The sequence below is a fragment of the Curtobacterium subtropicum genome (assembly GCF_030362975.1).
Classification (GTDB): Bacteria; Actinomycetota; Actinomycetes; order Actinomycetales; family Microbacteriaceae; genus Curtobacterium; species Curtobacterium subtropicum.
In genome coordinates this window covers 551,079-574,182 of the sequence record NZ_JAUCMM010000001.1, presented here as the reverse complement: position 1 = coordinate 574,182, position 23,104 = coordinate 551,079, and the positions used below count along the sequence as shown (strand labels likewise).

The 23,104-nt window shown below is 70.8% G+C and carries 27 protein-coding genes and 1 tRNA gene; 18 read left to right on the top strand and 10 right to left on the bottom strand.

The features are described from left to right. The first annotated feature begins 102 nt into the window (after positions 1 to 102). The 6 genes from QUG98_RS02610 (at position 103) to QUG98_RS02585 (ending at position 4,369) form a co-directional block, all read left to right on the top strand. Positions 103 to 996 (top strand): DUF6177 family protein, encoded by an 894-nt coding sequence (locus QUG98_RS02610; RefSeq protein ID WP_289469068.1) that lies wholly within the window; start codon positions 103 to 105, stop codon positions 994 to 996. Continuing rightward, the gene (locus QUG98_RS02605) at positions 996 to 1,358 is read left to right on the top strand and encodes a DUF6507 family protein (RefSeq protein ID WP_289469067.1); all 363 of its coding nucleotides are present in this window, start codon (positions 996 to 998) and stop codon (positions 1,356 to 1,358) included. Before QUG98_RS02610 ends, QUG98_RS02605 begins: the two co-directional genes overlap by 1 nt. Then, complete coding sequence (locus tag QUG98_RS02600) at positions 1,355 to 3,121, top strand: RNase A-like domain-containing protein (RefSeq protein WP_289469066.1); 1,767 nt, start codon at positions 1,355 to 1,357, stop codon at positions 3,119 to 3,121. Before QUG98_RS02605 ends, QUG98_RS02600 begins: the two co-directional genes overlap by 4 nt. Before the next feature lie 5 nt (positions 3,122 to 3,126). Next, positions 3,127 to 3,438, top strand: a complete 312-nt coding sequence (locus QUG98_RS02595) for a contact-dependent growth inhibition system immunity protein (protein ID WP_289469065.1) — start codon at positions 3,127 to 3,129, stop codon at positions 3,436 to 3,438. A 259-nt stretch (positions 3,439 to 3,697) separates the two neighbouring features. Continuing rightward, the gene (locus tag QUG98_RS02590) at positions 3,698 to 3,976 is read left to right on the top strand and encodes a hypothetical protein (protein WP_289469064.1); all 279 of its coding nucleotides are present in this window, start codon (positions 3,698 to 3,700) and stop codon (positions 3,974 to 3,976) included. A 75-nt stretch (positions 3,977 to 4,051) separates the two neighbouring features. Further along, entirely contained in the window at positions 4,052 to 4,369 is a 318-nt protein-coding gene (locus QUG98_RS02585) for a contact-dependent growth inhibition system immunity protein (protein ID WP_289469063.1), read from the top strand. A gap of 505 nt (positions 4,370 to 4,874) precedes the next feature. On the opposite strand, the gene QUG98_RS02580 is transcribed toward QUG98_RS02585, so the two are convergent. Together QUG98_RS02580 and QUG98_RS02575 are read right to left on the bottom strand one after the other, a co-directional pair. Next, positions 4,875 to 5,162, bottom strand: coding sequence for a hypothetical protein (locus QUG98_RS02580; RefSeq protein ID WP_289469062.1), 288 nt, complete (start codon positions 5,160 to 5,162; stop codon positions 4,875 to 4,877). 12 nt (positions 5,163 to 5,174) lie between these two features. Next, positions 5,175 to 5,405, bottom strand: coding sequence for a methyltransferase domain-containing protein (locus QUG98_RS02575; RefSeq protein ID WP_289469061.1), 231 nt, complete (start codon positions 5,403 to 5,405; stop codon positions 5,175 to 5,177). A gap of 101 nt (positions 5,406 to 5,506) precedes the next feature. Between QUG98_RS02575 and QUG98_RS02570 the strand changes: the two genes are divergently transcribed. Together QUG98_RS02570 and QUG98_RS02565 are read left to right on the top strand one after the other, a co-directional pair. Further along, positions 5,507 to 5,878: a hypothetical protein gene (locus tag QUG98_RS02570; protein ID WP_289469060.1), complete on the top strand. Its 372-nt coding sequence runs from the start codon at positions 5,507 to 5,509 to the stop codon at positions 5,876 to 5,878. Next, entirely contained in the window at positions 5,878 to 6,480 is a 603-nt protein-coding gene (locus QUG98_RS02565; protein ID WP_289469059.1) for a contact-dependent growth inhibition system immunity protein, read from the top strand. The genes QUG98_RS02570 and QUG98_RS02565 overlap by 1 nt, the downstream gene beginning before the upstream one ends. Before the next feature lie 612 nt (positions 6,481 to 7,092). Here the strand turns inward: QUG98_RS02565 and QUG98_RS02560 are convergent. The 6 genes from QUG98_RS02560 to QUG98_RS02535 form a co-directional block, all read right to left on the bottom strand. Continuing rightward, positions 7,093 to 7,338 carry a hypothetical protein gene (locus QUG98_RS02560; RefSeq protein WP_289469058.1) on the bottom strand — a complete coding sequence of 82 codons (246 nt, stop codon included), beginning with the start codon at positions 7,336 to 7,338 and terminating at the stop codon, positions 7,093 to 7,095. A 118-nt stretch (positions 7,339 to 7,456) separates the two neighbouring features. Further along, complete coding sequence (locus QUG98_RS02555; RefSeq protein ID WP_289469057.1) at positions 7,457 to 8,119, bottom strand: methyltransferase domain-containing protein; 663 nt, start codon at positions 8,117 to 8,119, stop codon at positions 7,457 to 7,459. After that, positions 8,116 to 8,766, bottom strand: a complete 651-nt coding sequence (locus tag QUG98_RS02550) for a TIGR04282 family arsenosugar biosynthesis glycosyltransferase (protein ID WP_289469056.1) — start codon at positions 8,764 to 8,766, stop codon at positions 8,116 to 8,118. Before QUG98_RS02550 ends, QUG98_RS02555 begins: the two co-directional genes overlap by 4 nt. Continuing rightward, entirely contained in the window at positions 8,763 to 9,506 is a 744-nt protein-coding gene (locus QUG98_RS02545; RefSeq protein WP_289469055.1) for a glycosyltransferase family 2 protein, read from the bottom strand. The genes QUG98_RS02550 and QUG98_RS02545 overlap by 4 nt, the downstream gene beginning before the upstream one ends. Positions 9,507 to 9,915: 409 nt before the next feature. Next, positions 9,916 to 10,989: an NAD-dependent epimerase/dehydratase family protein gene (locus tag QUG98_RS02540; RefSeq protein WP_289469054.1), complete on the bottom strand. Its 1,074-nt coding sequence runs from the start codon at positions 10,987 to 10,989 to the stop codon at positions 9,916 to 9,918. Continuing rightward, on the bottom strand, positions 10,986 to 11,861 hold the full coding sequence (locus QUG98_RS02535; RefSeq protein ID WP_289469053.1) for an MTAP family purine nucleoside phosphorylase: 876 nt from the start codon (positions 11,859 to 11,861) through the stop codon (positions 10,986 to 10,988). The genes QUG98_RS02540 and QUG98_RS02535 overlap by 4 nt, the downstream gene beginning before the upstream one ends. Before the next feature lie 117 nt (positions 11,862 to 11,978). Between QUG98_RS02535 and QUG98_RS02530 the strand changes: the two genes are divergently transcribed. The 5 genes from QUG98_RS02530 to QUG98_RS02510 all read left to right on the top strand — a co-directional run bounded on the left by QUG98_RS02530 (position 11,979) and on the right by QUG98_RS02510 (position 16,912). Continuing rightward, positions 11,979 to 13,277 (top strand): molybdopterin molybdotransferase MoeA, encoded by a 1,299-nt coding sequence (locus QUG98_RS02530; RefSeq protein ID WP_289469052.1) that lies wholly within the window; start codon positions 11,979 to 11,981, stop codon positions 13,275 to 13,277. Continuing rightward, positions 13,274 to 13,774: a cyclic pyranopterin monophosphate synthase MoaC gene (moaC, locus tag QUG98_RS02525; RefSeq protein ID WP_289469051.1), complete on the top strand. Its 501-nt coding sequence runs from the start codon at positions 13,274 to 13,276 to the stop codon at positions 13,772 to 13,774. The genes QUG98_RS02530 and moaC overlap by 4 nt, the downstream gene beginning before the upstream one ends. Continuing rightward, positions 13,771 to 14,283, top strand: coding sequence for a MogA/MoaB family molybdenum cofactor biosynthesis protein (locus QUG98_RS02520; protein ID WP_289469050.1), 513 nt, complete (start codon positions 13,771 to 13,773; stop codon positions 14,281 to 14,283). The genes moaC and QUG98_RS02520 overlap by 4 nt, the downstream gene beginning before the upstream one ends. Next, the gene (locus QUG98_RS02515; RefSeq protein ID WP_289469049.1) at positions 14,280 to 14,723 is read left to right on the top strand and encodes a molybdenum cofactor biosynthesis protein MoaE; all 444 of its coding nucleotides are present in this window, start codon (positions 14,280 to 14,282) and stop codon (positions 14,721 to 14,723) included. The genes QUG98_RS02520 and QUG98_RS02515 overlap by 4 nt, the downstream gene beginning before the upstream one ends. Before the next feature lie 341 nt (positions 14,724 to 15,064). After that, positions 15,065 to 16,912 carry an ABC-F family ATP-binding cassette domain-containing protein gene (locus tag QUG98_RS02510; RefSeq protein WP_289469048.1) on the top strand — a complete coding sequence of 616 codons (1,848 nt, stop codon included), beginning with the start codon at positions 15,065 to 15,067 and terminating at the stop codon, positions 16,910 to 16,912. 28 nt (positions 16,913 to 16,940) lie between these two features. Here QUG98_RS02510 and QUG98_RS02505 read toward each other — a convergent pair whose 3' ends face one another. Continuing rightward, on the bottom strand, positions 16,941 to 17,435 hold the full coding sequence (locus QUG98_RS02505; RefSeq protein WP_289469047.1) for a MarR family winged helix-turn-helix transcriptional regulator: 495 nt from the start codon (positions 17,433 to 17,435) through the stop codon (positions 16,941 to 16,943). A gap of 94 nt (positions 17,436 to 17,529) precedes the next feature. Here QUG98_RS02505 and QUG98_RS02500 point away from each other — a divergent pair. The 5 genes from QUG98_RS02500 to dapA all read left to right on the top strand — a co-directional run bounded on the left by QUG98_RS02500 (position 17,530) and on the right by dapA (position 21,947). Continuing rightward, a tRNA-Gln gene (locus tag QUG98_RS02500) sits at positions 17,530 to 17,601 on the top strand. A 327-nt stretch (positions 17,602 to 17,928) separates the two neighbouring features. Then, entirely contained in the window at positions 17,929 to 19,167 is a 1,239-nt protein-coding gene (locus tag QUG98_RS02495) for a sialidase family protein (protein ID WP_289469046.1), read from the top strand. Beyond that, positions 19,164 to 20,600 (top strand): SLC13 family permease, encoded by a 1,437-nt coding sequence (locus QUG98_RS02490; RefSeq protein ID WP_289469045.1) that lies wholly within the window; start codon positions 19,164 to 19,166, stop codon positions 20,598 to 20,600. Before QUG98_RS02495 ends, QUG98_RS02490 begins: the two co-directional genes overlap by 4 nt. 47 nt (positions 20,601 to 20,647) lie before the next feature. After that, complete coding sequence (locus tag QUG98_RS02485) at positions 20,648 to 21,004, top strand: VOC family protein (protein WP_289469044.1); 357 nt, start codon at positions 20,648 to 20,650, stop codon at positions 21,002 to 21,004. A gap of 46 nt (positions 21,005 to 21,050) precedes the next feature. Continuing rightward, entirely contained in the window at positions 21,051 to 21,947 is an 897-nt protein-coding gene (gene dapA, locus QUG98_RS02480) for a 4-hydroxy-tetrahydrodipicolinate synthase (RefSeq protein WP_289469043.1), read from the top strand. A gap of 82 nt (positions 21,948 to 22,029) precedes the next feature. On the opposite strand, the gene QUG98_RS02475 is transcribed toward dapA, so the two are convergent. Beyond that, the gene (locus tag QUG98_RS02475; RefSeq protein WP_289469042.1) at positions 22,030 to 23,001 is read right to left on the bottom strand and encodes an aldo/keto reductase; all 972 of its coding nucleotides are present in this window, start codon (positions 22,999 to 23,001) and stop codon (positions 22,030 to 22,032) included. Between the last annotated feature and the right edge of the window lie 103 nt (positions 23,002 to 23,104).

Genomic DNA, 23,104 nt, shown 5'->3' with positions numbered 1-23,104 from the left:
GCTCACGGTCGCGTCGGGATGCGCACTCGTCGTTGCGGGGAGCAGTTGCGGGTCGTTCGGAGGACATCCGGCATGTCACCGGCCGGCGGTAGGGTCGAGCGCATGGGGGACGTGATCCGCGCGGACGCAGCGCTGCTCGCCGAGGTGCAGGCCGGCGACGGCGCGACGCTGCACACGGCGAGCGGTGCGGTCGTGTCCTGGGCGGCGCTGCACCTGTTGGCCGCCCATGGGTTCCGTTGGTCGCCGGAGGACCCGAGCACGGTCGAGCCCGGCCCGACAGGCTTGCGGTTGCACGTCGACCTCACGATCGAGCACGCCGCACACGCCGGACTGGTGCTTGCCGTGACGCCGGCGAGGTTCATGGAACGTTCGTTCGGGACGGACCTCGCTTGCAGTCTCGCCGAGGGCTCGTCCGCGCTCGCACCGGCACGCCTGACGGCGATGGCCGAGCGCCGATCTCCACGTGACGCCACCTTCGTCGTCACCGGCACGGGTTCGCGCGCACTCGGCGGGGTGCTGATCGTCCAGCGTGGTCCCCGGTCCGTCTTCGAGACGCTCCGGTGCATGATCGCGTTGCCGGAGGCGAGCGACGACCTCCGCGTGGTCCGAGACGGCCTGGAGGCGGGCCTCCGTTCCGTCATGCTCGGTCGCCACCCGCGGTCGGCGCGGTTCTCGACCAGTCGTGGGCGCGTCGACGGCGTCGTCGACACGGGCACCTCGGGACCGCCGACCCCACTCGGGGTGTTCTCCGGAGCGCGCGAGACGCGCGCCCGTGGCTTGGCGGGCGCGGCCGAGACCCTCCGCGGCCACGCGGTCGGGCCGGGTCCGTCTCCGGGATTCGTCTTCTGGTTCGGCGGCACGGAACGGGAACGTTGGTCCGGCGCTGCGGCGCTGGCCAGCGGCCTGCGTGATCTGCAAGCGGACGCTGTGCATCCTGAGGACTTGCGAGAGGCTGGCGGGCTCCGGCACGATGGCACCCGTACGGGGGGACGGTGATGGGTGCACCGAGGTGGCGGATCGATCCGGCAGGGGTCGAAGCCGTGATGGACGACGTCAGCACGTCGGTGAACGGCACCGCGAGTGCACTGCGGTCGGTGCAGGGCGGCGTGGCCGAGGTCGCGGGCGGAGCGGGCGACCTCGTGAACGAGGCACTGGGTGCGTTCCTGACGAAGACGCAGGACGACGTCGACCAGGTCACCTACCGGCTGATCGGCGGAGTCCAGGGTGTGACGAACGCCGTCGACGCCTACCGTGCTGGGGACCTCGAGATGGCGGCGAACGCGCAGCGCGCCGGGCTGTCGGCGCACGAGAGCCACGACGTGTCGTTCTTCATCCGAGCGGCGGAGGCGCGACGGTGAGTGGTGTCGGCTACGGCGATCACGGGCTCGTCGATCCGGAGGGCATCCCAGGCACGGACCTCGACCTGACGGCCGTGTCCTCCGGCGCCGGCACCATCAAGGCCGGCGGCCAGTCGATGAAGACCGTCGCAGACGACCTGCCGTCGAAGTGGCAGCGGCTGTCCGGCGTGTACGAGTCGCCGGAGTCCGAGCAGGTGTTCGCCCTGATGGACCCCGTGACCGACGACGTCCACACGATCGGGACCGTTGCACGGAAGGTCGCGTCGGCGCTCGAGACCTACGCGTCCGTGGCAGCGGAGCCGAAGCGCAGGCTCGACGAGCTGCGAGTCGAGGCCGCTGCATTCGTCGCGAAGGTGGAGCACGGCGTTCCACGGTTCGAGTCCGCCTTCACGCCGAAGGCCGAAGCGCCGGTGTCCGGATCCTGGAACGGGTACCAGCCTGAGGAAGCCCACCCGCAGTCGAAGACGGTGCCGTGGTACGAGGACATCGGTACCCGGTACGAGAACGACCAGCTGATCCAGCGGATCAACGAACAGGTTGCGTTGCTGCTGGCGGCGCAGGCGGACTGTGCACTCGCGATCAAGAAGGCTGCGGGTGCTTCCGTCAAGAAGGCTTTCGTGGCGCCGTCCGAGAGCGACCTCGATGCTCGAGGCGTCGACCTGCCCTGGTCGCGCGTCGGAACAGCCGAGGGGAAGACGTGGGCCGAGCAGTTCGAGGACGGCTTCACGGACGATCTGCTGAAGACCCTCAGTGGCTTCCTGCACTTGGGTGGATGGGACAACAGCGGCGATTGGAGCTGGGGCAACCTCGGGTCGGCGTGGAAGGGTGCGGCCGACGGCGCTGTCGCGTTCAGCCTGCTCGTGGACCCGATGGCATGGTTCGACGCGGCGGTGAACCCGAAGGGCCAGGCAGGGCAGACGCTCGGTGCGATGGGCGACGCGGCGCAGGACTGGTGGAAGGACGCACGCGAGCACCCGGGCATCGCTACCGGCGCCGCGGCATCGGTGGTGGGGACGAGCTTCCTCGGGCCCGAAGGTTGGGCAGGGCGTGCCGGTCGGGCTGAGGAACTCGCCGCAGGGCTGGGCAAGCTCGGTGCAAGGGACCTCGCGAGGTCCGTCGAGGAGTGGTCGGCACGAGGCGTTGCACGAGAGCATCTCGATGCGCTGGCCGAGCGATTCGACGACAGTTTTGCGCAGTGGGCGCGTGACCACGAAGTCGGGGGTGATCCCTTCGACGACGCAGCCTTCAAGCAGATTTGGGACGACAAGGTCGAGGCTTATCAGCTGAAACATCCTGAGTTCGATCGACATGGTGTCGAGTCGTCGGGCTTCACGGATCACGGCGGGATCAGGGGCATCGAGGCTGAGCCTGGCGAGTACGGGCCTCACACAGAGACAAAGCACGTTCGAAGTGGCTGGACAGGGAAGCGCCTGGATGACTTCCTCAGCTCTCGGGGCGATCCGCCGCAGACGAACAGTGCCTTCACAGGGTCGGTGCCCGATGTCGATCGGATCATCGAGCGGACGCTTGATTATCGGCACGAGGACATTCAACGATGGCTCCAGGACGTTCGCGACGGGAGGACAAGCGCGAACACCGGTAAGCCTGTCACCTGGCGCGGACAGGATGTCATCGGCCGAGGATGGTCGCCAAAGAACGGTTTCTACGACAGTCGCGAGGTGCGCGTCGTGCTGAAGTTCGACCCGAGTTTCGAGGCTGGCTACCGCGTGCAGACAGCCTTCCCGCAGATCGAGACGAAGTGAATTGCATGGAAACATCGCCCCGGTACCCCGCCTTTGATTCGCTCATGGGCGGCGCCTTCAATCAAGACTGGAGGGACGAGTGGTCTTCAGTTGACGAGGTCCTGTCGGAAGCCCTCGACAATTATCCGGCAACTCGCAGCGCACTGCTCTACGAACTCCTTCGAATTAGGGAGACCTGTTCGGAGGCCGACGTGGTGGACTTGTTGGAATCGATGGGCAGTGGGTTTCGGCCGGAAATCGATGCCCAGCTGAGTGCTCTCGGTTGGGTAGACCATCTTGTAGAACGCATCAACGCACTTGACATCACTGATGAGTGAATCATCGGGTGCCGGTGGAGACGCCGATTTCTGATCGACCCAACGCCACCGTGAGTACGGCTGGAGGGCGGAACTCGGGTCGTCGACCGAACCGTGTGGTTCGATGATCCGGCCGGATACGGTGAGTGTCCCGAGATTCGCGCGCTCGGCATGGTCGCGGTATGCCGGGCGTCTCGGCTGGCGTCCGTGTCCTCAGCACCTGTCCGGTCAGAACGGTGAAGTAGTGGACAGTCAAACCTTGGCTCGCAGCGCTCCGCGGATGGTCAACATCATCGGAGGCCTCTTCTACCAGGGTTGGTACGAGGACCGTTCGGCGGACGAGACGTTGGAACTTGCCTTTGCATACCGCCCGCTGGCCGAGCGAGAAGCGATCGTGTGCGAGATCGATGGACTCCTTGCGGCTCTTCCGACGACGGAGGATGTCGAAGGCTTCTTCCTCTCCTTCAATGTCGACATCGACTTCCGACGCGATTTCGGTGGCGATGTCCGCGCCTGGCTCGAAGCTGCCCGCGGAGTCGTGCGGGGGTTCGCCTCGTGATCGGAAGCGACGGCAGGACCGCCCTGCTACGAGCAAGTACACGAGCTGCACCTTGGCGGCACCGAAGACGAAGGGATGACCTTGGGCGATCAAACTGAGTTGCGCGAGTACCCGCTCGTCCGCAACCTCCTCGGCGCGATCTTCAACCAGGACTGGCGGGAAGAGCACGACTGCGTCGAGGAGGTCTACGAAGATCTCCTTGACGGCGAGCCGCGGCACGCGCGTCTGGCGCGTGCCGCGCAGATCGAGGCGTTCGTCGCGAATCGTTCGGAGGACGAGGTCGACGACGTCTTCCGTGCGAGTGGGACGGGTCGCCGCCCGCGCTCGGACCTCGGTGTGAGCAGCCGAGAGTGGCTGCTCGCTGTAGTGCAGAGACTGCGGGCACAGCCATGAGTGTCGTTGTTCGATCGCACCGTCGTCAGGCACGGCTCGCGGCCTTGCGGAGTGAACTGCTCGCTCACCTCGACGAGATCGCTCACGAGGTCGCGCCAGCGGTCCCGACGTGGGATGCGGTCGCTCATCGGTTCGTCATGTGGGAGTTCCCGCACAACGACGAACCAGTGGTCGCCGCGGATCGTCCAGCATCCGGTGGCGGAGCGCCACTCGTGGGGGCCGCGACTCGACCGGTGAGCGCCGAGCGAGCGGCCGCCCGCACCGGGGACGTGGGGGGACGTCCCGGCGTGGGCGACCGCTCGCGGTCTGGGGGAGTGGCGGCTCAGGCGGTCCGGAATGACCCGGTCGCCGTACACAGCAACCCGGTTACAGTGCGCGTCGAGGCTGTCGACGTGCTCGGACGCCGGAACTGCGTGTCCACGAAGCGCCCGAGGGCGCGGCCGATTCTGGTGCCGGTGTAGCTGCCGACGAGGCGCCAGGAATGATGCAAGAAAACGGGGCCGCATCACGCGACGAGCTCGCAGAACGTCCGACCCTCGGCCGTCCAGCTCCGGCGGCCCCGCAGTCCCGCCGTCGCCGCGTGCTCGAGCAGCGCGTCGACACCCACCTCGGCCCAGGGGAAGCCCCCCCTGCGGTTGCCGTCGCCGTCCGCCACGTGCGCGGTGAAGGTCCGGTCGGCGGAGCGGTCGACGTGGGTCTCGACGACGACGCGACCGCCATCGCGGACGATCTCCGCGCAGCGGGCGAGCAGTGCGACGGGGTCGCCGCCGATGCCGATGTTGCCGTCGATCACCAGTGCGGTGTCTCACCGCCCCCCGTCGGGGATCGGGTCGAAGGCCGACCCCTGCACGGCGGTGCCGCCGGAGCGTCGCGCGATCGCGACGGCCTCGACGGACACGTCGACGCCGAGCGCCGGGATGCCGAGGGCCTGCGCCGCGACGAGAATCCGCCCCGGGCCGCAGCCGATGTCGATGACGGGGCCGTCCGCTGGCCAGCAGATCAGGTCATCGGCCGGAGAGTCGTCGAGGGCGGACACCGCCGATCCAAGATGGTCCGTTGTACGGGTTGTCCTGAAGTTCGAACCCAGCGGAAATCCCCCGTACTCGATCCTGACTAGTTACCCGCGAGAGACGATCAATGGATGACGAAGACTTCTACCGTGAGGTGACCCGTCGCGCTCCGAGAACGACCTCGTTGCTCGGCGTGGAGTTCAACCTCGATTGGCGGCTCGACTGGCCAGATGCGGAATCGGTCCTCGTGCAGGACCTCGATGATGCTCCGCTGCGCGACAACGAGGTGCTGCGAACAGAGCTCGACTACCTCTTGAATGCGCTGCGGACCGACTCGTCGGTTGACGACTTCTTCACGTACATAGATTCGGGCCTCGATCCCCTCGCCGAGACTGGCCAAACCTCCCGTACCTGGCTCATCGGACTTCGAGACCGTGCTGCCCGCAATGTCCGAAATGGCGATCCGGTCGAGCGTGGGCAGACCGGTGAGGTCCTCTGATGGCACGCACTGTACGGACGGGCGAGTCCTACTTCCCGAGCGTCGAGCGCGCGAACGAAGCGGTGGGCTACGCGCTCGACTACAACCACGAGCGCATCAGGCGTTGGGTCGCGGGGGGTGCTCCACGCCCGCTGCGGGTGTACGCCGTCCCCGGCGGCGTGACCGGCCGGGGGAACCCCTTCGTGGAGCCGCAGGACCTCGAAGCCGTGCGCGCCGTGCTCGTCCTATCGGCGGACAGTCCCTCGGGCTACACGGTGTTCACGGCGTACCCCGCGGTCGCGAGCATCACGGCGCGCAACTTCCACGGGTTCGATGACTTCGTCGGGACCTGCTTCCATCAGGACTGGGCGGACGAGCCGTATTCGGCGGATGCAGCGCTCGAGGACCACCTTGCTCACACTTCCTCCGACGAACAGCGTGCGCTCCTCGAAGACGTCCGCGACCTGGACCAGATCCTCCCGGACGAGTCGGCACTCGGTGGACGCCTGACTGAACTCGACTGCAACTACGTTCCGGCGGACGACGGACTCGACGACCGAGCGTGGTTGCGCAACGTGGCGGCTCGGGTCGAACGACAACTCGGCAACGGCGGAGCGCCATGACCGACGATGTGATTCGCCGACGGACGCTCCGCACAGGATCAGCCCGGTTCTCCGTCGATGCACGAACAATCCGCTCGTGCCCGGACGCCGCGATCAGCGCTGCGAAAGCACGGTTCGAAGCGTGGACGAACCGTGGGTTGGTGAAGCCGCTGCGCCGGCGCTTCCGGCCCGGGAACGCAGCTGTTCAATGAGGAGGTCGGTGCGTACGAAGCGGCGTACCCGGAGTCCGGTCTTCTCGGCCCGAGATCTGATCCTGACTGATTCGTCAGGACGGGCGGCGTGCAGGGGGTCGATGCAGCCGGTGGGCACGTTGCATCGCGAGACATCATCAACCCGGACACCGGGAAACAACGACGAGCCGCGGGGATGGCTCTGGGGATGCGCACCGTCCACGCAGGCTCGGTTCCTGGGCACACTCGAGTGGGCGCGGCGTCATCCTGACGAGTGGTCGCCGCAGCTCATCCAGCATCCGGTGACGGAGCGTGACGCACGGGGGCCACGACTCGACCGGTGAGTGCAGACGGGTGAGCACGCAGCGAGCGGCCGCCCACACAGGGAACGCGGGGGACGTCTCGGGGTGGGCGACCGCTCGCGGTCTGGGGGAGTGGTGCCTCAGGCGGTCCGGAACGACCCGGTCGCCGTCCGCACCGATCCGGTCACGGTCCGCGTCGAGGCCGTCGCGGTGCCGGGGCGGCGGAACTGGGTGTCCACGAACCGGCCGAGCGCACGGCCCACACCGGTACCGGTGTAGCTGCCGACCGGGCGCCATGCGGCCTCGACCGCGTAGGCGCCGAGCTCGTCGCGCTGCTCGAGGCCGGAGACGTAGGCGCCGCCGAGGGGGTTCTGTCGGTTCTGCACGGGTGCTCCTCGTCGTCGTGCCGAGGTCCCGGAGTCGCCGGACCGACGACCAGGGCGCCGTCGGCTGTACGCACGACGGTACCTCGTTGTCTTGAATGATGCAAGACAACGAGGTGGATCACGCCACGAGCTCGCAGAACGTCCGTCCGTCGGTGGTCCAGCTCTGCCGCGCCTGCAGCCCGGCCACGGTCGCGTGCCGGAGCAGCGCGTCGACGCCGACCTCGGCCCACGGGAAGCCCTCGCTCCGGTTGCCGTCCACGTCGACGACGTGCGCGGTGAACGCACGGTCGGCGGTGCGGTCGACGTGGGTCTCGACGACCACGCGGCCGCCGTCGCGGACGATCTCGCCGCAGCGGGCCAGGAGCGCGACGGGGTCGCCGCCGATCCCGATGTTGCCGTCGATGACGAGTGCGGTGTCCCAGCGGCCCTCGTCGGGGATCGTGTCGAACACCGAGCCCTGCACCGCGGTGCCGCCGGAGCGTCGGGCGATGGCGACGGCCTCGGCGGAGACGTCCACGCCGAGCGAGGGGATGCCCAGCGCCCGGGCAGCGACGAGCATGCGGCCGGGACCGCACCCGATGTCGATGACCGGTCCGTCCGCGCCCTCGAGCAGGGAACGGTCGACGCGGTCGGCTGCGGCGCTCCAACGCCCGACGTCCATCGTGACCTCGACGTCGGGTCGGTCCGGGTCGGTCAGGCGCAGGTGGCCGTCGTTCTGCAGGGCGCGGGCGTACGGCTCGCCGCCGCCGGCACCGAAGGTGACGGTGTCGTGCATCGTCATCGGGCACCTCCGGTCGTCGTGGTCATGGTGGAGTCGCGCTCGGCGGCGAAGGCCCTGGCGAACCGCGAGTTCGGCGCGAGGGCGGCGACCTGTTCGGCGTCCGCCACGGTGTCGACGTCGAGCAGCCCCGGCAGGGTCCCGACCGACAGCCCAGCATCGGTCAGACGTGCCAGCTGCACGGCACCGGTGTCGTCCTGCGACATCGGGACGCCGCGGAGCAGGTCGCCGTCGGGCTCGCGGAGGTACAGCGACCAGAAGCCACCGTCGTCCGCGGGGCCGAACCACGCGTCACGCTCCGGGTCCTCGAAGACGGGCACGAGGTGCTCAGGCGACGCCTGCGGGGTGTCCATGCCGACGAGCAGCGTCGGTCCGGTCATCGCGTCGAACATCGCCCCGAGACGCTCGTCGAGCCCGCCGCCGACCTGGTGCAGGACCTCGAAGTCGTCGGTGCCCTCGGGCAGCACGACGCCGTCGTAGAGCAGCACGCGACGCGAGGCGGGCAGGGCACGCACCGTCTCGATCGTGTCGGCCAGCGCGGCAGAGGCGACGCGGGCGGCGCCCTCCGGGGTCAGCGCCGGCGTCAGCCGGGTCTTGACCTTGCCGGGCAGGCACTCCTTGGCCACGACGACCACCGTGACGTCCGTCATGAGCGTGCTCCTTCCGTGGTGGACCCGGCCACGTCGCGGGCCGGACCGGGCGCGACGACGCGGGGGCGTGCCTCCCGGCCGTACTCGCGCAGCAGGCGGGACATGTCGCGGACGGCGTTGACCGTGCCGCGGAGCGTGCCGGTGACCTTGCTGTCGCCGACGCGCTGGGCGTAGCCGATGTCGGACTCGTCGACCCGCCAGCCGGCCGCGTGCGCGGCCAGGACCATCTCGAGCGGGTAGCCGCTGCGGCGGTCCTGCAGGTCGAGGGCCACCAGGTCGGCGCGGCGCATGACGCGCATCGGACCGAGGTCGCGGAGGCGGTAGCCGGTGGCGCGGCGCATCAGGACGGCGAGCACGCGGTTGGCGAAGCGGGCGTGCGGTGCCCAGGCCCCGCGCGTGGTGGGGACGCGGCGTCCGAGCGCGAGGTCGGTCTGCCCGTCCGCCACGCGGGCCACGAGGTCGGGCAGTTCGGCGGGGTCCATGGACGCGTCGGCGTCGCAGAACGCGACGTACTCGGCGGTCGCGGCGGCGACACCGGCGGCGCAGGCCGAGCCGAAGCCCTTGACCGGTTCGGTGACGACGGTCGCACCGTGGGCGCGGGCGACGTCGGCCGATCCGTCGGTCGAGCCGTTGTCGACGACGATGGCGCGGTACCCCTCGGGCAGGCGACCGATGACGCGCGGGAGCGCGTCTGCCTCGTCGAGGCAGGGCAGGATCACGTCGACGGTCATGTGGTCCATTCGGTGCGGATCGCCCTGGCGACTGGGCCGGTCTCCGGTCGCGCGCGTCGCGTCCTCGTCGGGCTGGTCGCCGGCGGGTGGGGTTCGGTCCATGCTCACGACGTAACACGATGACACGTCCCGGGGTACAGGATTCCTGTCCCCCGAGCGTGTCGAGCGCGGCGATCGGACGACCTGACCCGTGATCGGGGGTCGGCCGGGAGGCGCGGGTGCGGTCGGCGGGCCGCCCGCGCGGGTGGGTGGTGCTGTGCTCGTCCGTCCGCACCCTGGTCGGGGTGGGCGAGTCTCGTCCGTCCGCACCCTGGTCGGAGTGGGCGAGTCCCGGTTCGACCGACACGGCTCGCGCCCGGGGGCGCGAGCCGTGTCGCCTGAGACGAGTCTCAGGTGGCGGCGTCCGGCGGACGCCGCGTCAGCGCTGCACGGCCGCGCGGAGGGGGGACGTCGCGAAGTCGCGCATCCCCTGCTCGAAGTCGACCTGCGCCTGCCAGCCCAGCTCGGACCGGATCCGGTCGGACGACGCCGTGACGTGGCGGACGTCGCCCAGCCGGTACTCACCGGTGACGACCGGCTGCGGGCCGTCGGGACCGGCGATCGCCGACGCCATGTCGCCGATGGTGTGCACGACCCCGGAGCCCACGTTGAACGCCCGGAAGGTCTCCGCCGGCAGCTCGGCGGTCGCGGCGATCGACGCGGCGTTCGCACCGGCGACGTCGTCCACGTGCACGAAGTCGCGACGCTGCCGGCCGTCCTCGAACACGCGGGGCGCCTCGCCGCGGGCGAGTGCCGAGCGGAACAGCGACGCGACCCCGGCGTAGGGGGTGTTCGACGGCATCCCGGGCCCGTAGACGTTGTGGTAGCGCAGGGCGATCGCGGTGCCGCCGGTCGCGCGGGCCCACGACGAGGCCAGGTGCTCCTGCGCGACCTTCGTCTGCGCGTACACGTTGCGTGGATCGAGGGCCGCCGACTCGTCGATCAGCCCGGGAACGAGGGGGCGGCCGTCGGGACCGATCGGGTCGAAGTGTCCGGCGTCGAGGTCCTCGCGTCGGCGCGCCGGTGGTCGCATCGGTTCGCCGTCGGCGGTCTCGTAGGCGCCCTCGCCGTAGACCACCATCGAGCTCGCGACGACGAGGCGACCTATGCCGTGCCGGTCCATGCCCGCGAGGACGTGCGCGGTCCCGGCGTCGTTCGACGAGACGTAGTCCGGCGCGTCCTGGAAGTCGACGCCGAGGCCGACCTTCGCCGCCTGGTGGCAGACGACGTCGATGCCGTCGAGCGCGGCCTCGAGCGCGACGCGGTCGCGGACGTCGCCGTGCACGAAGGACAGGCCCTGCTGCTCGTGGGCGCGGAGGACCTCGGCGGGGTCGCCGTGCACGTCGTCGCGCAGGGAGTCGAGGATGCGGACCTCGTGGCCCTCGGCGCGGGCGCGACGGACGATCGCGGAGCCGATGAAGCCCGCGCCACCGGTGACGAGCAGGCGGCTCACGCGGTCACCCCGAGGATGCTCTCGCTGGCGGCGGCGGGGACGAGCTCGCGCGGGGTGTAGTCGTCGGGCAGTGCGGCGACCACGTCGCCGATGGCGCGGACGATGACCTCGTTCGCGCGGGCCAGGCGTTCCATGACGGCGCCGTGGGTGACGGGGGCGTCTGCGTCCGCTGCGGTGCCGTCGGTCGCGGTCTCGTCCGCCGCGGGGGCCAGGCCGGCGTCGGCGTCGGTGACGAAGGACAGGTTGACAGTGCCGATGCCGAGCTCGGCCGCGAGCGGCACCTCGGGCGTCATCGTCATGTTGATCGTGTGCCCGCCGGCTTCGCGCATCCAGATCGACTCCGCGCGGGTCGAGAAGCGCGGACCCTGGATGACGACGCACGTGCCGGTCGGCCTGAAGGGCACGTCGAGTGCGGCGACGGCGTCGATCGCGGCGCGGCGGAGCACCGGGTCGAACGGGTCGGCGAAGGACAGGTGCTGCACCTGGTCCTCGAAGAAGGTGTCCTTCCGGCCCCAGGTGCGGTCGATGAGCTGATCGGTCACGACGAACGTGCCGGGGGCGTAGTCCGGGTGCAGGCCGCCGACCGCGCTCGACGACACGATCGCCCGGACACCGAGGGACCGGAGCGCCCAGACGTTCGCGCGGTGGTTGATCAGGTGCGGCGCGACCGAGTGCTCGCGGCCGTGGCGGGTCAGGAACGCGACGCGCTTGCCGGCCATCGTGCCGACCGTGATCGGGCTCGACGTCGGGCCGTAGGGCGTGTCCACGGTGATCTCGTCGGCGGTGCCCTCCTCGAACAGGCGGTAGAGGCCGGAGCCCCCGATCACCCCGATGCGAGCCGTCGTTCCGTCCACAGGTGCGGTCGTGGTCACGTGGTCCTCCACAGGTCCTCCGGATGTCCTCGGCGCGTGGTGCGCCCTGGATACGCTACTGACGCCCCTCCGGCTCCGACCGGGAACGGGGCGACCCCACGATGTTCGGAGGCACACGTGCGCACGATCGGTCAGCACCGCGACGAGGTCGCCGCGCTCCTCGCACCCGTGCTCGCCGAGCGGGGTGCGGAGACCGTCGCGCTCGACGCCCTGGCCGACGGTGTCGGCACGGGCCGCGGGTACCGCGTGCTCGCGCACGGGGTGACGGCCCCCGTGCCGCTGCCGGTGTTCGACAACAGCCAGATGGACGGGTTCGCCGTGCGGTCGACGGAGGCCGGCGACGTCGTCCGCGTGGTCGACCCGATCCCGGCCGGTGCCGTGCCGGTACCGCTCGAGCCGGGCACCGCTGCGCCGATCATGACCGGGGCGCGGATCCCCGACGGCGCGGACGCCGTCGTGCCGGTCGAGGCGACCCTGCCGGGCGCGTTCCCCGCGGCGCTCGACCTCGATGTGCTCGCCGTCCCGGACGGCACGACCGCCGGTGTGTTCGTCCGGCGGGTCGGCAGCGACGTCGCCCGCGGCGCAGGACTCGCCCGCGCCGGTGATCCGGTGACCCCCGCGCTCCTCGGTGCCCTGGCGTCGGCGGGCGTCGGCGCGGTCTCCGTGGTGCGCCCGGTCCGGGTGCTCGTCGTGTCGACGGGCAGTGAGCTCGCCGACGGCGGCGCTCGGGACGACGGCGGTGCTCAGGACGACGGCGGTGCTCGGGACGACGGTGGTGCTCGGGACGACGGGCTGGACGGCGCGGGTGCGGTCATCCGTGACGCGAACGGCGTGGCGCTCCGCGCGGCCCTGGCCGAGGTCGGTGCCGAGGCACGCGGAGTCCGGCTGAGCGATGCGGCCGAAGCGTTCCTGCCTGGGCTCGAGTCGGCGGTCGGTGGCTGGGCGGACCTCGTCCTGACCACCGGTGGGATCAGTGCCGGGGCGTACGAGGTCGTGCGCCAGGTGCTCGAGCCGCGTGGCCTCGTCGTCACCCCGGTCGCGATGCAGCCCGGCGGACCCCAGGCCCTCGGACGCGTCGAGCTCGCCGGTCGGCGGGTGCCGGTCGTCGCGTTCCCCGGCAACCCCGTGTCGGCGCTCGTGTCGTTCGAGGTGTTCCTGCGCCCGGTGCTCGCCGCCGCGGTCGGCGCGCCGGACCGCCCGACCGCCGAGCTGCCGGCCGCAGAGTCGGCGGAATCACCGGTCGGCAAGCACCAGGTCCGCCGCGGCCGCGTCGCCGACGGACGCGTGCACTTCGTGGGCGGACCGAGCTCGCACCTGCTCGGGCACCTCGCCGCCGCCACCCACCTCGTCCACGTCCCCCTCGGCACCGACACCGTCGCACCGGGGGACCCGCTGACCGTCTGGAGCCTCCGATGACCGACGACCACCCGAACGGCGTGCGCGACGCCGAGCTCTCGCACGTCCGCTCGGACGGCTCCGCGCACATGGTCGACGTGTCCGACAAGGACGTCACCGCCCGGTCCGCCACGGCCACCGCGACGCTGGTGACCCGCGCCGACGTCGTCGAGCGGATCGTCGACGGGTCGTTGCCCAAGGGCGAGGTGATCGGCACCGCCCGCATCGCGGCGATCATGGCGGTCAAGAAGACCTCGGACCTGGTGCCGCTCTGCCACCCGCTGCCGATCGCCGGCGTCGAGGTCGACATCACCGGCGACGGCGACCGGGTCCGGGTCGAGGTCTCGGTCCGCACGACCTCGCGCACGGGCGTCGAGATGGAAGCGCTGACCGGTGCGAGCGTGGCGGCCCTGACCGTGTACGACATGGTGAAGGCCGTCGACCGCACGGCCGTGATCACCGACGTCCGGGTGCTCGAGAAGCACGGCGGGCGCTCGGGGGACTGGAGCAACCGATGACGTCCGAACCCACCAGGGGTCGAGCCGGCGTGGTGGTCGTCTCCACCCAGGCCTCGGCCGACGCGGCGCTGGACCGCACCGGGCCGGTCATCGCGTCGTGGCTGCGCGAGCGCGGGTTCACCGTCGCCGAGCCGACGATCGTGCCCGACGGCGGGCCCATCGCCGACACCGTCTCGGCCGAGCTGCTCGCGGGCGCGAAGGTCGTGGTCACCACCGGTGGCACCGGTGTCACGCCGACGGACCGCACGCCCGAGGCCGTCGGCCCCCTGATCGACCTCGAGCTCCCCGGCATCGTCGAGGAGATCCGTCGTCGCGGGCTCGCCGGTGCGGGGCCGACCGCGCTGCTGACCCGCGGGGTCGCGGGCATCGCCGGCGGCCGGGCGGTCGTGCTGACCCTGCCGGGGTCGCGGGGCGGCGTCGCCGACGGGCTCGCGGTGCTCGACGGGGTGCTCGACCACGTGCTCGCGCAGCTGCACGGCGCAGGACACGCGCCCCGGAGCGCCTCGTGAGCGGGGCGCCGGGGACCGACGCGCGGGTCGTCGTCGCCGACGTCGTGGACCGGGTGATCACCGTCGACGAGGTCTCCGTGGCCGTCGCCACCGACCGTGACGGCGCCGTGGTCACCTTCGCCGGGGTCGTGCGCGACCACGACGAGGGCAAGGGCGTCACCGCGCTCGACTACGAACGACACCCGAGCGCCGGTGACGTCATCGCCGAAGTGGCCCGGTCGATCGCAGCCGACCACCCCGAGGTCCGGATCGCCGTGCTGCACCGCGTCGGCGCACTCGGCATCGGGGACGTGGCGCTCGCCGCCGCGGTGTCGTCGCCGCACCGGGCGGAGGCCTTCGCCGCCTGCGCCGCGCTGGTCGACCTGGTCAAGGAGCGGACGCCGATCTGGAAGCGCCAGGAGTTCACCGACGGCACCGACGAGTGGGTCGCCGCCCTGTGACCCGCTGAGCACGCTCGTCCGGTGGGTACCTGTAGGACCGCGCAGGAGACCGACGCCCGATCGTGACCCCGCCACCCGTTCAGGGCGTGGCCCGGCACCTGATCTGCATCTTCCTGCCCCTGGTCGGCAGCATCGTGTGCGCTCGCGGATCGAACCACGGTCTCGACATCGAACCAGCCGCCCGCCTTGGTTCGATGTCGGATCCCTGGTTCGACACCGGCGGCCCGCGCCGCGCACCGGCCGCGCCGCCGCCCCGCCCGCGCCACCGCCCCGCGCCGCCGCCCCGCCCGCGCCACCGCCCCGCGGCGCGCACACCCGCCCGCGCCGCCTACCCTTGACGGGTGGCTCATCTCCTCGGCGCCGAGAACCTGCATCTCGAGTTCCCCACCCGTGTCGTCTTCGACAGCGTCACCCTCGGCCTCGACGAGGGCGACCGCATCGGCGTGGTCGGCCGCAACGGTGACGGCAAGTCGACCCTGCTCGCCCTGCTGGCCCAGCGCCTCGAGCCGGACGCCGGTCGCGTCACCCACCGCCGCGGCCTGACCGTCGGCTACCTCGACCAGCGCGACGTCCTGCCCGCCGGGGCGACCGTCGGCAGCATCGTCGTCGGTGAGCTCGCCGAGCACGAGTGGGCCGGCGACCCGAAGATCCGCGACATCATCGGCGGCCTCGTGTCGGACATCCCGTGGGACGCCACGGTCGACGACCTGTCCGGTGGGCAGCGGCGGCGCATCGCGCTCGCGAAGCTGCTCGTCGGCGACTGGGACGTGCTGTTCCTCGACGAGCCGACGAACCACCTCGACGTCGAGGGCATCCAGTGGCTCGCCGACCACATCAACCGCCGATGGTCGTCGAACCAGGGCGGCATGGTCGTCGTGACGCACGACCGGTGGTTCCTCGACGCGGTGTCGACCGACACGTGGGAGGTGCACGACGGTGTCGTCGAGCCCTTCGAGGGCGGCTACGCGGCGTACATCCTGCAGCGTGTCGAACGCGACCGGCAGGCCGCGGCCAGCGAGCAGCGCCGGCAGAACCTCGCCCGCAAGGAGCTCGCGTGGCTCCGTCGCGGTGCGCCGGCGCGGACCAGCAAGCCGAAGTTCCGCATCGACGCGGCGAACGCCCTGATCGACGACGTGCCGCCGATCCGCGACACGGTCGCCCTGTCGCAGATGGCGACCGCCAGGCTCGGCAAGGACGTCGTCGACCTGCTCGACGTGGGGGTCTCGTTCGGCGACGACGTGATCCTGCGTGATGTCGAGTGGCGCATCGCGCCGGGGGAGCGCACCGGCATCCTCGGGCCGAACGGCGCCGGCAAGTCGACCCTCCTCAACCTGGTGTCCGGGAAGCTCCAGCCCTCCGAGGGCCGTGTCAAGACCGGCAAGACGGTGCAGGTCGCGGTGCTCGACCAGCAGCTGGCCGACCTGCAGCAGTTCGCCGACGACCGCGTCCGCGAGGTCGTCGCCCGCAAGAAGACGAGCTACGTCGCCGACGGCAAGGAGATGACGCCCTCGCAGCTGCTCGAACGCCTCGGCTTCACCTCGGAGCAGCTCTCGACGCCGGTCAAGGACCTGTCCGGTGGGCAGAAGCGCCGTCTGCAGCTCATGCTCATCCTGCTCGACGAGCCCAACGTGCTGATCCTGGACGAGCCGACGAACGACCTCGACACCGACATGCTCGCCGCGATGGAGGACCTGCTCGACACCTGGCCGGGCACCCTGCTCGTCGTCTCCCACGACCGGTACCTGCTCGAGCGCGTCACCGACCAGCAGTACGCGGTCCTCGGTGGGCACCTGCGCCACCTGCCCGGCGGTGTCGACGAGTACATGCGGCTGCGTGCGTCCGGATCCGTCCCGCAGACGGCGGCTGCGGCTGCCGCCGCCTCGGCCGGGAGGCCCGACACGGCTCCGGCGGGCGGCACCGGCGGCGCGGCGGCCGGGTCGAGTGCCCCTGCCGCACCCGGCCTGACCGGTGCGGACCGGCGCGCGGCGGAGAAGGAGATGTCGGCGCTCGACCGGAAGATCGCGAAGGCGGGGCAGGACCGGCAGAAGCTGCTCGATGCGTTCGCGGCGCACGACCAGTCCGACTACGCGGGGCTCGGGGCGCTGCAGACGCAGCTCGGCACCCTCGACGCCGAGGTCGAGCAGCTCGAGGAGCGGTGGCTCGAGGTGGCGGAGCAGCTCGGGGTGTAGTCCGGCGATCGTCGCTCCGCGGTGGGCGTCAGTCGCCGAGGCCGAGGATGAGTCGTCGGAGCAGCGCGGACAGCTGTGCCTGCTCGTCGTCGGACACCCCGGACAGGATCCCGCGCTCGGCCCGGAGCAGGTCCGCGATCGCCGCATCGACCGCCGCCCGGCCGCTCGTGGTCAACGAGACGAGGATGCCGCGGCCGTCGCGCGGGTCGGTGCGGCGGCTGACCAGCCCGCGTGCCGCGAGCCGGTCGACCCGGTTCGTCATCGTCCCGCTGGACACCAGGGTCTGCTGGAGCAGCGACTTCGGGCTGAGCTCGTACGGTTCGCCCGCACGCCGCAGCGCCGACAGCACGTCGAACTCCCACGGTTCGACGTCGCTCGCGTCGAACGCGGCCCGTCGTGCACGGTCCAGGTGTCGGGCGAGCCGGTCGACCCGGGACAGGACCTCGAGGGGCCCGAAGTCCAGGTCGCCCCGCTCGCGACCCCACGCCGCGACGATCCGGTCGACCTCGTCCTGCTGCGGCATCCCTCCATCTTGGCCGAAGCCGCCGCGCGCGGCCAGCGTCCGGGCCGTGGGAGGATGGACGGGCACCGGACGGGCTCCACCCCGCCCGGTGTGTTCCGCCTTGGTGTAACGGCAGCACGACGGCCTTTGGTGCCGTTAGGTCCGGGTTCGAATCCTGGAGGCGGAGCGCGGCGTCGTTCCGGCCGACGCCGGGCAGCCTCCCTCCTCGGTGAGCGTCGCGCTGTGCCCCGTCGCCTGCTCGAGAGTCCCGACGGCGACCGGTGATGCGCTGCGTTTGCTCACCGCGGCTCGCGGCCGTGGCCGGGCGGTGCTGGCCCGTCGGCGTTGCGATGATCGCGTACTTCGAGCGACAACGGCGCATGCACTCGCGCACAACGGCCGGAGAGTGCGCATGACGCGCATGGCCATTGCGCACTTCGAGCAGTTCTGTCAGGATGAGCGCTCAGCACCGATCCACCGGTGCCCACCGTCAACGTCGACTGGAGGACCCCGCATGAGTGACTTCGACGGGCTGTTGCGAGCCCGGTCCGACGGGGGCGCACAAGCGCTCCTCCCGACCCCCACGGTGCAGTGCCACGCGGCCAACCTCGCGTTCCTGCCCGGGGGAGACCTCGCCTGCGTGTGGTTCGGCGGTACCCAGGAGGGCGTCTCCGACATCTCGATCCACCTGTCACGCCTCCCCGCCGGCACGGATCGCTGGCTCGAGCCGGTGCAGCTGAGCTTCGACAGTGCGCGTTCCGAGCAGAACCCGATCCTCTTCGTCGCGCCCGACGGCGCCGTCTGGTTGCTGTACACCGCACAGATCGCCGGGAACCAGGACACGTCCGAGGTGCGACGACGTGTCTCCCACGACGGCGGCGAGACCTGGGGTGACCCGGCGCCGTTGCTCGGTCACGATGCGCCGGTCGGCGTCTTCGTGCGCCAGGCACCCGTCGTGCTCGAGAGCGGTCGGATCCTGCTCCCCGTGTTCAACTGCCGGACGGTCGCCGGTGAGAAGTGGGTCGGCAACGACGACACGGCTTCGGTCTGGTACTCGGACGACGGCGGGCAGACCTGGTCCGAGGTCGCCGTGCCCGAGTCGACCGGGTGCGTGCACATGAACATCGTGCCGCGCGAGGACGGGGTGCTCTGGGCGTGCTTCCGCTCCCGCTGGGCGGACCACGTGTACGAGTCGACGTCGACGGACGGCGGGATGACGTGGGCGCCGTGCCGTCCGCTCGACCTGCCGAACAACAACTCCTCGATCCAGGCGCGTTCCCTCGACGACGGTCGGATCGCGATGGTGATGAACCACTCGAGCAAGGACGACGCGACGAGCCGCCGTGTCTCCCTGTACGACGAGATCGACGACGAGGGCCTCGCAGCCGACAGCGGTCCGCGAGTCGCCGAGCCCGCGCTCGACGCCGACGGACCCAGCGCGTTCTGGGGTGCGCCGCGCGCGCCGATGACGCTCGTGGTCTCGAGCCCGGACGGGCGGTCCTGGCCGACCGCCTACGACATCGAGAACGGTGACGGGTACTGCCTCTCGAACAACAGCCGCGAGTCACGCAACCGCGAGCTGTCCTACCCCTCGGTGCTCCCCGACCCGGCCGGGGGACTTCACGTCGCGTACACCTGGCACCGCAAGTCGATCAAGCACGTGTACCTCCCTGCTGACGTCCTCGCCGAGATCGTCTCGACGCCGTCCGCCTCTGCCGGTCCGGACCTCCCTGCGAAGGAGCAGCGAGCATGACCCTCCCCATGGTCTTCGCACTCGCGATCACCGTCTTCATGATCGTGCTGATCATGATCGACCGCCTGCCGTTCGGCGTCCCGCCGTTGATCGCCTGCCTGCTGATGGTGGTGTTCGGCGTCGTGCCGATCAACGTGGCCTTCAGCGGTTTCGCCAACGCGACCATCATCATGCTCGCCTCCTTCATGGCGGTGATCGCTGCGCTGCAGAAGACCGACCTCGTCTCGGGCTTCAAACGGATGATCACGAGACTCGGGACGAAGGGCGGGTTCCGGGCCTACGTCCTCATCGTCGTGTTCGTCATGGTGGGCTGCAGCATCTTCGGCACGGGATCCACGGCCTACTACGTGCTGGTCATCGGCCTGCTGTCGACGCTCGCGTACAACAAGAAGCTGCCACCGTCGAAGGTCCTCATGCCGGCCGGGTTCGCCGCGAACCACCCGATGCTGCCGTTCAACGTGGCGCTGCAGTACGGCATCGTCGTCGCGGTGCTCGAGGCGGCCGGCGTCCGGGAGAACATCGACCTCGTCCGGTTCTCGATCGTCAACCTCGTGCTCAGTCTCGGATTCCTCGTCTGGTGCCTCATCGCGTACCGTCTGCTGCCCGACCATGCGATCACCGACGAAGCGGCTGGCACCGCGAGCACGACGGATGCGCAGGAGCCGGCCCTGGCCGGTGCTCGTCCGACCGGCGCAGGGTCCGACCGCCCCGGAGCCCACCACGACCCGTCGAGCGACCCTGCGGCACCGGGCCCCCACGCCGCCGAGGCGAACGCCACCGCGATCGCCTCGTCGAGCGCGACGGCGACGGTGACCGCGCCGACGCTGGATCGTCGGAAGCAGCTGGCAACCTACGCCTGCTTCGTCCTGGCGATCGCCGGCATGATCTCGTACAGCTACATCGGTGACGCGGGCTACGCGATCACGGGGCTCTCCGTGGCGCTCCTCCTGGTGATGAAGGTCCTGGACTTCACCGAGATCCGCGACGCCATCAGCCAGCCGATCATCATCATGTCCGCCGGCGTCATCGGCATCGCCGAGGCGCTCGGCGCGACCGGGCTCACGAAGCTGGTCGGCGAGTCCGTCGCCGGTCTGCTCGGCGGCAACGTCAGCCCCTTCCTGCTGGTGTTCGCGTTCTGCGTCCTGACGAGTGTCCTCGCGACCCTCACGGGGTCGACGATCGGCACGGTCTACGTCTTCGCTCCCCTGGCGATCGCGACGTGCGTCAGCCTTGGGCTCAACCCCGCGGCGGCGGCGGTCGCCATCGTCATCTCCGGGTGGAACGGACACTTCCTCCCCATCGACGGGCTCCCCGCGATGGTGATGGGCGTCGGCAAGTACTCGCTCCTGCAGTTCTGGAAGTTCACGATCCCGATGTACTTCATCCGCCTGCTGGCACTGACCGCCGGTGCCCTCCTGCTCTTCCCGATGTGATCGAGCCCGACCGTGAACGCCACCCCGAACAGGAAGCGCGGCCTCCCGTGAAGAACACCTTCGAGCTCGCCCACGTGGGCATCAACAACCCCGACGCAGCAGCCGCGCAGGAACTCTGCGACCTGTTCTGCCTGATGTTCAACCTCGACCCGCGCGGGGGGAAGAAGTCGGAGTTCGCCGGCACCTTCTTCGAGTGCGTGCGGTCGCAGTACCTCGGGACGCACGGTCACATCGGGATGTCGACGGCCGACCTCGGGGCGGCGGTCGAGGAACTCACCGCGAAGGGCTTCGCCTTCGACGAGGAGACGGCCGCCCACTTCGACGACGGACGGTTGCAGAACATCTACCTCGCGGGGGAGTTCGGCGGCTTCGCCGTGCACGTGATGCAGCAACCCCGACCCTGACCCACCATCCGCCCCCTGGCCACCACGCCGACAAGGAGCACCCGAAGTGACCACCACGATCCGCGGCAGCATCCACGCACTCGTCACCCCCTTCCACGACGACGAGTCGCTCAATCTCGACCAGATGCGCGTGCACACCGACCGCGCCGTCCGGGCGGGCGCCGACGGCGTCTTCTGCCTCGGCACCAACGGCGAGTTCTTCCAGCAGACCGAGGACGAACGACTCGCCGTGCTCGAGGCGGTCGTCGACGCCACCGAGGGCCGGGTGCCCGTCTACGGCGGCGCCGGTGCCGTCGGGACGAAGGAGACGGTGCGCATCGCCCAGCGCATGCAGGCGGCGGGCGCGGACGTGCTCTCGGTCATCACGCCGTACTTCGCGGCCGCATCGCAGGACGAGCTGTACCGGCACTTCGCCACGGTCGCCGAGGCCGTCGACATCCCCGTCCTCATCTACAACATCCCCGCGCGGACCGGGAACACCATCACCCCCGCGACCGTCGCCCGGCTGGCGGAGCTCGACACCATCGCCGGTGTGAAGGACTCCTCGGGCAACTTCGACGCGATCCTGCAGGTCATCGAGCTGACCGACCCCGAGCACTTCGCGGTGCTCGCCGGGACCGATTCGCTGGTCCTGCCGACCCTGCAAGCCGGCGGCGCGGGCGGCATCACGGCCGTCGCCAACGTCTACCCGCGCACCATGGTGGACATCTACCGGCGGTGGGCTGAGGGTGACCTCGAGGGCGCCCGCGCGGCGCAGGCCTCGATCCGGTCGCTGCGCAACCTCTTCGCGCTCGGCAACCCGAACACGATCGTCAAGGCGGCGACGAACGCCGCCGGCGAGGCCGTCGGACCCTGCCGCGCACCCTTCAATCTGCTCGGTGACGCCGCGCTGGCGAAGATCGCCGAGACCGTGCGCGCCGACCAGGCGGCCGGCCTGGGCTGAGGCGCCGCACCACCGCGACCACGGAAGGAGGGGAGGCCCGGTGCCAACGGGCACCGGGCCTCCCGTCCTTCGCACGGTCGCGTCAGCGGTTGTACGCCGGCATCGGACCACGGAGCGAGGCCGCGACGTCGTCGACGGCCTGCTGCACGTCCCCCGGGAGTGCGCCCGCCGCCAGCGCCTCGAGGTTGGCTGCGATGTTCGTGATCCGCGACCCCCCGATCAGGACCGCGTCGACGACGGGTCGGCCGATCGTCCACCGCAGTGCGAGCTCCGCCATCGGGATGCCAGCGCCCTCGGCGATCGTCCGGAGCTGCTCCACTACGGCGAAGACGTCGTCGTTCCAGTACCGCGTGCGGTACATGCCAGCCAGGGGCGAGGACCCGAACCGTCCCTCCGACGGCTGCTCGTCCGCACGGTGCTTCCCGGTGAGGAGACCGCCGCCGAGCGGGTTGTAGACGACCGTCGCGAGGCCGGTGCTCCTGGCGTACTCGGCGTACTCGTCGTCGATCCGGGTCGCGATCACGCTGTAGACCTGCTGCCCGAGGACCGGTGCACCGAGACCGAGCCGCTCGGCCGCGTGCCGCAGTTCCGCGATCTGCCACGCGGAGAAGTTCGAGACGCCCCAGGTGCGGACCGCGCCCGAGTCCACGAGCGCCTGCACGGCGGTGAGTGTCTCCTCGACGGAGGTGGAGCGGTCGGGCTGGTGGAGGTAGAGCACGTCGACGTGGCTCGTCCCCAACCGGCGGAGGCTGGCTCGGACGCACCGGTCGATCGCCACGGCAGACAGGGGAGCAGCGCCCTCCGCGTCGGGGTTCGGGATGCCGACCTTCGTCGCGAGCACGACGTCGTCGCGGCGTCCGGCGAGGACCGACCCGAGGATCTCCTCGCTGCGGCCCCCGGCGTACCCGTTCGCGGTGTCGATGCCGGTTCCTCCGGCCGCGAGGAACAGGTCGACCACCTCGCCAGCGGTCCGTTCGTCGACGCTGTCGCCGAACGTCATGGTGCCGAGGACGGCGGGGGCGAGGCGGTGACCTCGAATGTCGATGTCGCGCACTGGGTTCCTCTCGGTCGGGCACCGTCCGGCCACTCGGCGTCGTGTCGCGCGTCCGGTTCCGGTGCGCTCAACACTATTGCGTGTTTCGCGCAAGTCGTCTAGC